8 protein-coding genes and 1 pseudogene are annotated in these 9,664 nt (G+C 54.4%); 3 read left to right on the top strand and 6 right to left on the bottom strand.

The genetic code is table 11. The annotated features are described in order from the left end of the window. The 5 genes from B3Z49_RS03875 to B3Z49_RS03855 form a co-directional block, all read right to left on the bottom strand. The coding region (locus tag B3Z49_RS03875; protein WP_296988352.1) for a CocE/NonD family hydrolase at positions 1 to 293 on the bottom strand (293 nt) is incomplete at its 3' end. Positions 294 to 385: 92 nt separating this feature from the next. After that, on the bottom strand, positions 386 to 2,017 hold the full coding sequence (locus B3Z49_RS03870) for an ABC transporter ATP-binding protein (protein ID WP_008889681.1): 1,632 nt from the start codon (positions 2,015 to 2,017) through the stop codon (positions 386 to 388). Further along, a complete protein-coding gene (locus tag B3Z49_RS03865; protein WP_008889682.1) occupies positions 2,010 to 2,837 on the bottom strand; it encodes an ABC transporter permease in 828 nt (275 codons plus the stop codon). The genes B3Z49_RS03870 and B3Z49_RS03865 overlap by 8 nt, the downstream gene beginning before the upstream one ends. Next, entirely contained in the window at positions 2,834 to 3,841 is a 1,008-nt protein-coding gene (locus tag B3Z49_RS03860) for an ABC transporter permease (RefSeq protein ID WP_296988350.1), read from the bottom strand. Before B3Z49_RS03860 ends, B3Z49_RS03865 begins: the two co-directional genes overlap by 4 nt. A 196-nt stretch (positions 3,842 to 4,037) precedes the next feature. After that, positions 4,038 to 5,627, bottom strand: coding sequence for an ABC transporter substrate-binding protein (locus B3Z49_RS03855; protein ID WP_296988349.1), 1,590 nt, complete (start codon positions 5,625 to 5,627; stop codon positions 4,038 to 4,040). Between the two features lie 860 nt (positions 5,628 to 6,487). Between B3Z49_RS03855 and B3Z49_RS03850 the strand changes: the two genes are divergently transcribed. Both B3Z49_RS03850 and B3Z49_RS03845 read left to right on the top strand, forming a co-directional pair. Then, on the top strand, positions 6,488 to 6,901 hold the full coding sequence (locus B3Z49_RS03850; protein WP_063089282.1) for a universal stress protein: 414 nt from the start codon (positions 6,488 to 6,490) through the stop codon (positions 6,899 to 6,901). Between the two features lie 64 nt (positions 6,902 to 6,965). After that, the gene (locus B3Z49_RS03845; RefSeq protein WP_008889687.1) at positions 6,966 to 8,636 is read left to right on the top strand and encodes a BCCT family transporter; all 1,671 of its coding nucleotides are present in this window, start codon (positions 6,966 to 6,968) and stop codon (positions 8,634 to 8,636) included. A 47-nt stretch (positions 8,637 to 8,683) separates the two neighbouring features. Here B3Z49_RS03845 and B3Z49_RS03840 read toward each other — a convergent pair whose 3' ends face one another. Continuing rightward, positions 8,684 to 9,229 (bottom strand): META domain-containing protein, encoded by a 546-nt coding sequence (locus B3Z49_RS03840; RefSeq protein ID WP_296988345.1) that lies wholly within the window; start codon positions 9,227 to 9,229, stop codon positions 8,684 to 8,686. A gap of 232 nt (positions 9,230 to 9,461) precedes the next feature. On the opposite strand from B3Z49_RS03840, the pseudogene B3Z49_RS03835 reads away from it, so the two are divergent. Next, positions 9,462 to 9,664: pseudogene (locus B3Z49_RS03835) on the top strand (Ldh family oxidoreductase); the annotation flags it as partial.

Below are 9,664 nucleotides of genomic sequence, written 5' to 3'. Positions count from 1 at the left end.
CAGGCATTGGCCAGTTCAAGTTCGGTATATTCGCCGTCAATCACACCATCTGATTCACCCGATCCGCGAATATCAATCCGCACACCGGCAATGCCGGCCTTGGCAAATTCGGGATAGGTCGACTCATCGCGCGCACAGGTACCATCGCCCTTGCGATAGGGCAGAAACTCAAACACTGCAGGAACGGGGTCGTTTTCAGCATTTTCGGGCATCCACATGCGGGCAGCCAATCGGGTGCCGTCTGCGATGGTGATAAAGGTGTTTTCAATAACGGTGAAATTTCGGTCGGACATGTTGGGGCGTCGTCCTTTGGAGTGGTTATGTGGGGCTTATTCAAAAAGGCGGCCCATGACCCGGGCCGCCTTTTTTTGTTTTTGCACGGTTTTTAGTGACCGGCACTTTCCATTTTGCGCGTGGCCAGAACTTTTTCCAGCCAGCCCAGTTCCATTTCCGGCACCGATTTCAAAAGAAGGTCGGTGTAATCGTCAAATGGCGGGTTCAGGACCTCGGACCGCGGGCCGAAATCGACCAGCTTGCCCTGAAGCATCACCGCAACAGAATCGGCAATTGCACGCACAATCGCGATGTCATGGGTGATGAACAGATAGGACACTTGACGTTCTTTCTGCAGACGCAGCAAAAGATCAAGGATGCCTTCGGCCACCAGCGGATCAAGGGCCGAGGTCGGCTCGTCACACAGGATCAGTTCCGGCTGTGCGGCCAGGGCACGCGCGATCGCAACACGTTGCTTCTGTCCGCCGGAAAGTTCGGCCGGATAACGATCATAGAAGGCTTCACCCATCTCGATTTCATCAAGAAGTTTGATGACTTCCTTTTTGCGTTCCGCACCGCGCTTGCCGAAATAGAACTGCAACGGACGACCAATGATCTGCCCAACAGTCTGGCGCGGGTTCATCGCGGTATCCGCCATTTGATAGATCAGCTGAATACGTCGCAAGTGATCGCGTGACCGGTCCTTTTGGGCGTTGGACAGTTCCTCGTCACCGAATGTGACGCTGCCCTGGAATGGGGGCAGCAAACCGGTGATGACGCGGGCCAGTGTGGATTTACCCGAACCGGATTCCCCCACCACAGCCAGTGTCTGACCACGCGGCACATGCAGCGATACGTCATGAAGAACCTGCACCCCGTTGCCATAGGCCGCCGAAATGTTTTCAACTTTCAGCAACGCATCGGACTGGTCACGGGCTTCGGTCTGTTTGGTTTGGCGCACATTGACCAGCGCCTTGGTATATTCCTGACGCGGGTTTTCAATGATCTGCTGGACCGGACCGTATTCGACGGTTTCGCCATTGCGCAGCACCATGATGTCATCCGAAATCTGGGCGACAACGGCCAGGTCATGGGTGATGTAAAGGGCGGCTGTGCCGGTCATTTCAATCGCATTCTTGATCGCGGCCAGAACGTCAATCTGGGTGGTCACGTCAAGGGCGGTGGTCGGTTCGTCAAAGACAATCAGTTCCGGTTTGGAACACAGCGCCATGGCGGTCATGGCACGTTGCAACTGCCCGCCCGAAACCTGATGCGGGAAGCGGTTGCCGAAATTCTTGGGGTCTGGAAGACCCAGAATTTCAAACAGGTAGTCGGCCCGTTTGCGGGCTTCGTCACGGCTCATCAGGCCGTGTTCGACCGTGGCCTCAATCACCTGATCGCCCAGTTTGTGCGCCGGGTTAAACGATGCCGCAGCCGATTGGGCGACGTAACAAACACGTGCCCCACGGATCTTGCGGATCCCCTTTTTATCAAGCGGCAGGATGTCCTGGCCATCAAGCAGGACTTCACCGCCGGTGATGCGCACACCACCCCGGCCATAGGCCAGTGCCGCAAGGCCGATGGTGGACTTACCCGCACCGGATTCCCCGATCAGGCCAAGGACCTTGCCCTTTTGCAGATCAAAGGAAACACCGTGGACGATTTCGATATCCATCGGGGCTTCGCCCGGCGGGAAGATGGTCGCGCCAATGCGCAGATCGCGTACCGATAAAAGATCAGACATCGCCGCGGCCTCCTTTCAGGCTGGAAGTACGTTTCAGCAACCAGTCGACAACCATGTTGACACAGACGGCCAGGGCCGCAATCGCGCCACCAGGAATAAGGGCGGCCTGAATGCCAAAGATGATGCCATCCTTGTTGTCCTTGACCATGCCACCCCAGTCGGCGGCGGGTGGTTGAATGCCAAGTCCGAGGAAGGAAAGCGTCGACAGGAACAGGATCGAAAACGCGAAACGCAGCCCGAATTCCGCCAGGAGTGGCGAAAGCGTATTGGGCAGAATTTCACGGAAGATGATCCACATCCGGCCTTCACCGCGCAGTTTGGCGGCTTCGACAAATTCCATCACCGCAACATCAAGCGCTACTGCACGGCCCAAACGATAGACACGCGTTGAGTCGAGAATGGCCATCACGGCAATCAGGATGAAGATGTTTTGCGGCAGAACCGCCAACACCACGAGGGCAAAAATCAGGGTCGGGATCGACATCATCAAATCGTTCAGACGCGACAGTCCCTGATCAATCGGGCCGCCGGAAACAGCGGCCGTAAAGCTCAGGAAAATGCCGATTGAAAACGACAGGATCGATGCCGCAAGCGACACAAACAGGGTTGTCTGCGCACCGTAAATCAGGCGTGACAGAAGATCACGGCCAAGGTTATCGGTACCCAGAAGATAAAGGTCACTGGCCGGTTCCCAAACGCCCGCAACAATTTCGCGTTCCCCATAGGGCGCGATGAGCGGGGCAAAGACTGCACAGCCAAAAGCAAACAGAATGCCCAGAATTCCGATCCAGGCGGTCAGCGGGATTTCACGTAATCTCATCGCGGATGCCTCAGTCTCGGATTGGCGACAATGGCGACGATATCGGCCACCATATTGAGCAGGATATACACCGCCGCAAAGATAAGCCCACAGGCCTGCACGACGGGCATGTCACGCACCGTCACGGCATCAACCATATACTGGCCCATGCCGGGATAGACGAAGACAACCTCGACCACGACAACACCCACCACCAGATAGGCAAGGTTAAGCGCCACGACGTTGACAATCGGGGCAATGGCGTTCGGGGCCGCGTGTTTGACGATCGCCTTGAAAGCACCAAGGCCTTTCAGCTCGGCCGTTTCCATGTAGGCCGATGACATCACACTGATAATGGCCGCACGGGTCATGCGCATCATATGTGCAAGCACCACCATCACCAGTGTTGCCGTTGGTAAGGCAATGGCGGCCAGTCGTTCTGACCAGCTCATATTGTCATAGACCGTGGACGGGAAGGTCGCGACCCCCATCTGAACGGCAAAGAATACAATCAGGATATAGCCGATGAAGAATTCCGGCAGGGAAATTGCGGCAAGCGACAGAACGTTGATCACGCGATCAGGAATACGGTTGCGATAGTGAACCGCCACCATGCCAAGCCCGACTGCAAGCGGGACGGAAATCGCCGCGGCGAAGAACGCAAGAAACAGCGAGTTGCCAAGGCGTTTGGTGATTTGTTCGGTCACCGGCGCACCACTCGCCCAGCTGTTGCCAAAGTCGCCTTGAACAACGCCGCCAAGCCATTCGAAATAGCGGGTGGTAATCGGACGATCCAGGCCAAGGTCGGCGCGTATATTGGCAATTGCCTGCGGTGTTGCAGACTGACCAAGATAGGTTTCGGCAAAATCGCCCGGAAGGGCTTCGACTCCGGCAAAAATCAGAATTGATACAGCCCAGAGCAACAACAAACTCAAACCCAGACGTTCGGCAATCAATACCGATAACGGATGGGTTTCTTTCAGTCTGTGTCGCGTGGCTCGCACGCGGGCCAAGGGATTGGCCATGAACACATACTCCCCCTTAATGGCCTGAACGGAAATTCAAGACGGGTGGGACGGCAAAGAATAATTTGCCTCCATCTGGAAATTTCGATCAGACCATGTGTCAAACAAACAGGCGAACAACAAGACGGGGACCACGGTCAAACCAACCGTGATCCCGCAAGTCTTCAATCATCAGGATGCGATGCATCCCGGCTGATTAGCTGTTGATCCACAGACGTGTCGCAACATAACCGTTCGACATGTCGTTCCCGATGTCATCGACAAAGCCGGAAACGTTGGTCGTGGTTGCGTTCACGAAGTCATTGAACATCGGGAGGATAAGACCACCGGTGTCACGGACCATCAGTGCCATGTCGTGATACATTTCCTTACGCTTGGCCTGATCAAGCTCAGCACGCGCTTCGAGAAGGATCTTGTCGAAGTCGGTGTTGAAGAAGCGGGTGTCGTTCCAGTCAGCACTCGACAGATAGGCCGTCGAATACATCTGGTCCTGGGTCGGACGACCACCCCAGTAAGAGGTCGAGAACGGCTGAACGTTCCAGACGTTTGACCAGTAACCGTCACCCGGCTCACGTTTGATTTCGATATCGATCCCGGCCTTTTTCGCGGTTTCCTGATAGAGAACCGCCGCGTCGACAGCACCCGGGAAGGCGACGTCAGACGTGCGCAGAAGAACCGAACCCTCATGGCCGGACTTCTTGAAGTGGAAGGCCGCCTTGTCCGGATCATAGGAACGCTGTTCGATGCCTTCCGGGAACAGGGCATAGGTTTCGTTGATCGGGAAGTCGTTGCCGACCTTGCCGTAACCGCCAAGGATCTTTTCGACCATGGTTTCACGGTCCATCGCGTATTTCAGCGCCAGACGCAGGTCGTTATTATCGAACGGTGCGGTGTTGCAATGCATGATGAAGACATAGTGGCCACGGCCCGAAGTGGTCTGAATTTCAACATTCGGTGCACGTTTCAGAAGGCCAACGGTCTTCGGATCAACGCGGTTGATGAAGTGAACCTGACCCGATGACAGGGCTGCCATACGTGCGGTCGCATCGTTCATCACGATCATTTCGACGGAATCAACAAAGCCGCGATCGGTGCGCCAGTCGTTTTCGTTTTTCACAAACGTTGCGCGCACACCGGCTTCGAAGTTGTCGATCTTGAACGGACCGGTACCGATACCGGCATTCGGATTGTCGTAACCGCCACCCGGCTGGATCACGAGGTGATAGTCGCTCAGCAGCAGCGGAAGATCAGCGTTGCCTTCCGAAAGCGTCAGAACAAGATCGCCGCCCTTGTTTTCGATGCCCTTGATCGAGCCCAGAACACCCAGTGCGCCGGACTCGGACTTTTCGTCGGTGTGGCGGTTCAGGGTTTTGACAACATCGTCGATGGTCAGTTCTGAGCCGTCATGGAATTCGACACCTTTGCGGATTTTGAACGTCCAGACCGATGCATCGGCATTCGGTTCCCAGGACTCAGCAAGCGACGGGACTGCAAGGCCGCTGGTCGGGTGCGATTCAACTAGGGTGTCGCCCCAGTTACGGTTCATGGCAAAGGTGAATTGCGAAGAAGATTTTGCCGGATCAATAACGTCGGTCGAAGCCCCGCCCTGAAGGCCAAGTTTCAGATGCCCGCCGCGCTTGGGTTCCTGTGCCATGGCAGCCTTGCCATAAAGGCTTGTGGCGGCGGCAAGGGTCAGGCCGGCGGCCATCGAACGGCCGATGAATTCACGACGGTTCATTTCAGATGCTGTGACGCGTGACGCGAAATACTTGATAGGGTCAGTCATCCCTGTTCCTTCTCTGATGCTTTTGATTTTTCTGAATTATTTTAATGGTGTGGCAGATCCTACCCGCGATTTGGTTGTGCTTGGTTGTGCAGGTTGGGGTGTCGTTCAGACACAAACGGGCATGCAGCATGAAGATGTGCTGTTGCGCCATGGCACTGTTATTGCGCAGTTGATCAACTCCCCCGTTGGCCACAATAATTTTCCCTTTCGGGTATGTGCACGGCCATGGATGCCTGCCTTTCACAAGACGGATCCAGCAAATATGTCCATTCAGAACATATGGTGTTCTGATCTGGAGGCACATGTTGTGTGGGACAGACAGTGCACAAATCGCGCACATCGTGACACGAGTTTGGGGGCTTCATCAAGCCAAGTGCGCATGGCCGTGCGATTTTTCGGCATCCGGGGATAGAGTTTCACCATTCGAAACTCTCTGAAAAATAGAATAGAAATCCGATGGATTTTGCCAAGAAACGCCTTGCCAATTAAGGGGTTTACGGGTGGAAAAGCCGATGGGTTGGATAGGCCGATTTTGATCGAGAAAAAATTTTTAAAATTTTCAAGTTCGAACATCGAAAATTCGCTTAAAGGCACCGGATGTTCTGTTTGGAAACCTGAAAAATAATCATTTGGCGATTCGACTTTAGGCGCAGTTTCCCAATGTGGTCAGGTCAATTTTCGGCAACGAGTACTGTCAAACGGTGTGCCGGAATTTTACAGCAAATATTGCAGCATTTCTTGTACGCACATTCGAAAGCCCGTTTTTGATTTTGCGGACCGTCAATGTTAGGTTCTTTTCGCTGCCCTGATATTTCGTGAAACCACGGACTTCAGGGGTGGTGCACATAACGGAGGAATGAATGTATCAGAAGATGCTCGTGCCTGTCGATTTGGCCCACGTTGAAAAATTGGATAAAGCAATTAAAACGGCGGTCGATCTAGCCAAGCATTACAAGGCCGAGATAAGCCTTCTAGGTGTCGGTACCAATACGCCGTCATCGGTGGCACATACGCCAAAGGAATTTGAACAGAAACTTCAGGCTTTTGCCGAGGATCTGGCGTCCAAGCATGGTGTAAGCACCAAGGCGGTCGCGCATATTTCGCATGATCCGGCAGTGGATCTCAGCAAGGAACTTGTCGCCAAGGCCGACGAGCTTGGTGCCGACGTTATCGTCATGGCATCGCACGTGCCCGGTATTGCTGACCACATTTTTGCGTCTCATGGCGGATATGTCGCGTCCCACTCGGATCTTTCTGTATTCCTCGTGCGTTAGAGGATGCGGACGAACCTTTACGGCTAGGGGTAGCTGTATATTCATTTAACCTAGGGAGTTTCAAATGGGGTCTGAAGCTGACACGGGCATTGAAAGCCCGGACGGTGCAGCGAACCCGATTGATACAGAATATGAAATCGGGCAAGACAATATCCAAGCAGAGATCGGGCCATTTGGACTGGATGTCCATAACCCGGTCTTTCTGATTTCGGGTCTTGCGATTGTTGCATTCGTCTTTCTCACCCTGGCCTTTCAGGAAAGTGTCGGACCGATGTTCAACGACCTGCGTGGTTGGCTGACATCGTCGCTTGACTGGTTCTTCCTGTCTGCAGCCAACGTATTTGTCGTGTTGTGTCTGTTTCTGATTGTCTCGCCGCTCGGTCGTGTGCGCCTTGGCGGTGCGGATGCAACACCGGATTATTCCTATGCCGGCTGGTTTGCCATGCTGTTTGCTGCCGGCATGGGCATCGGTCTTATGTTCTATGGTGTGTCAGAACCGATTTCGCACTTCACATCCTCGATGGGTGGAATTGCTGTCGGTGAAGATGGTCTTCGCACCGACTGGGCGCCGCTTGGTGCGGCCGCCGGTGATGCCGATGCTGCATTTGATCTTGGCATGGCTGCAACCATCTTCCACTGGGGTCTTCACCCATGGGCGATCTATGCCACTGTCGCACTGGCACTGGCGCTGTTTTCCTTTAACAAGGGCCTGCCGCTGACCATTCGTTCGATCTTCTATCCGATCTTTGGCGAACGTGTGTGGGGCTGGACCGGTCACCTGATTGATATTCTGGCGGTGTTCGCGACCCTGTTTGGACTTGCAACTTCGCTTGGTTTCGGTGCGGAACAGGCCAATGCCGGGCTTGATTACCTGTTTGGCATTTCGGTTTCCGATACATCGAAGGTTTTCCTGATTGTCGGGATTACCGGTGTTGCACTTATTTCGGTGCTGGCGGGTCTTGATGCCGGGGTGAAGCGTCTGTCGGAAATCAACATGATCCTTGCGGCACTTCTGTTGCTGTTTGTGGTTCTGGTTGGTCCGACGATGGAAATCATCACCGGTTTTTTCTCAAGCCTGCTGTCATATGCGCAATATCTTCCGGCACTTTCAAACCCGGTCGGTCGTGAAGACGCCAACTTCAGCCAAGGCTGGACGTCCTTCTATTGGGCGTGGTGGATTTCCTGGTCACCGTTTGTCGGCATGTTCATTGCGCGTGTTTCGCGTGGTCGTACCGTGCGTGAATTCATCACCTGCGTTCTGATTATTCCGTCGCTGGTGTGTGTTCTGTGGATGACGGCCTTTGGCGGCACCGCGGTGCATATGGTCACCGAAGGCGTTACCGCTATTGCCGAAGCAGGTCTGCCGATCAAACTGTTCACCATGCTCGATCAGCTGCCGCTGCAAGCCATCACGTCCTTCATCGGGATTGTTCTGGTGATAGTGTTCTTTGTGACCTCGTCTGACTCTGGCTCGCTTGTGATTGATACCATCACCGCAGGCGGCAAGGTCGATGCACCGGTCCCGCAGCGCGTCTTCTGGTGCACCTTCGAAGGTCTGGTTGCGATTGCATTGCTGCTGGGCGGTGGCCTTGGATCATTGCAGGCGATGGCGGTTTCGACCGGCTTCCCGTTTGCGATTGTCCTTCTGATGGCCTGCTATTCGATCATCCAGGGTCTGCGGACCGAACCCAAGGCCGTCGGTGCCAATTCCGAAGCCACGGTCAGCAAGGACTAGAATATCTACATATGCGTATCTAGCCGTTTGGCGGTTATGATACCTGGTCAAAGAAGAGGGGCGCCAACTGGTGCCCCTTTTTCATTTCGCGCAAACGTGATGCGGCTGGCGGTTTGTGGCCGATGTCGATGTGTTTGTTGTGCGACGCTTGTAAGCTCGATAACCATGTTGCCTTCTTGGTCCTTGAGAACAAGGTGCCCATTGATGACGTCCCAACTGCTGACCAAGACGAAAGCACCGCTAAAGGCATTTTCGATCTGCATGGCGTTGTCGGCGATACACATCTTTCGTGTCATGGCGAGCTGCGCGACACCCAGTGACGATCCCGACTGTTCGTAACTGCCGGAATACTGATTGCAGCCTGCATTGCCCGATACCATGCCTTCACTGGAAAATGTTGCGGTCGCCTTGACAGGTGGTGTCGGCGAAAGGGTGCTGTTGCCATCAATGACCTGCACCAGTTGCCATTCCTGATCGGTTACACTTGCCCAGTCTGTTGTCATGTTGCCTGTGGATGCGGTGCTGCAGGCCGCAAGTGATGCCAATGCCACCAATGCCAAAGGCAAGACGATCCTGTGTTTAACCTGACGCATATCTGAATTCCTGTAATGCCTGCGCGGCCCCGCGCGATCCTGTTATTCGCAAATTCTGGCGATGGTATCATATTTTCAAAGTCGTTGGCGCCAAAGGCGCTTCTGGTCGCAACCAAAACGGCTTTGCGCGTGGGGATGGCTTGTGGCTATGTTACGGATCCTGCAGGCGCATGACCCTTGCGCCCGTTTCCCGGTTCCAAAGCCCCACTTCGAAAATCAAGGTTACCTGACGATGAAGATTTCCGTGAAAGATGCCCACGCACTTGTGTGCGAAACTTTGATGCGTTGCAATGTGCGGGCAGACAATGCGGCCTCGGTCGCAACGGCACTTGTGACGGCCGAGGCATCCGGGCAAGGTGGACACGGTTTTCGTCGCGTGCCGGCCTATAGCGCGCAGGCAAAGGTCGGCAAGGTTGATGGCATGATCAGCCCGAT

This window comes from Thalassospira sp. UBA1131, assembly GCF_002311515.1.
Classification (GTDB): domain Bacteria; phylum Pseudomonadota; class Alphaproteobacteria; order Rhodospirillales; family Thalassospiraceae; genus Thalassospira.
This window is presented reverse-complemented; position numbering and strand designations above follow the sequence as displayed.

Coding starts and splice junctions, on each gene's coding strand:
- B3Z49_RS03865 (WP_008889682.1), bottom strand. CDS start 2,837: ATGAGATTACGTGAAATCCCGCTGACCGCCTGGATCGGAATTCTGGGC.
- B3Z49_RS03855 (WP_296988349.1), bottom strand. CDS start 5,627: ATGACTGACCCTATCAAGTATTTCGCGTCACGCGTCACAGCATCTGAA.
- B3Z49_RS03870 (WP_008889681.1), bottom strand. CDS start 2,017: ATGTCTGATCTTTTATCGGTACGCGATCTGCGCATTGGCGCGACCATC.
- B3Z49_RS03850 (WP_063089282.1), top strand. CDS start 6,488: ATGTATCAGAAGATGCTCGTGCCTGTCGATTTGGCCCACGTTGAAAAA.
- B3Z49_RS03845 (WP_008889687.1), top strand. CDS start 6,966: ATGGGGTCTGAAGCTGACACGGGCATTGAAAGCCCGGACGGTGCAGCG.
- B3Z49_RS03860 (WP_296988350.1), bottom strand. CDS start 3,841: ATGGCCAATCCCTTGGCCCGCGTGCGAGCCACGCGACACAGACTGAAA.
- B3Z49_RS03840 (WP_296988345.1), bottom strand. CDS start 9,229: ATGCGTCAGGTTAAACACAGGATCGTCTTGCCTTTGGCATTGGTGGCA.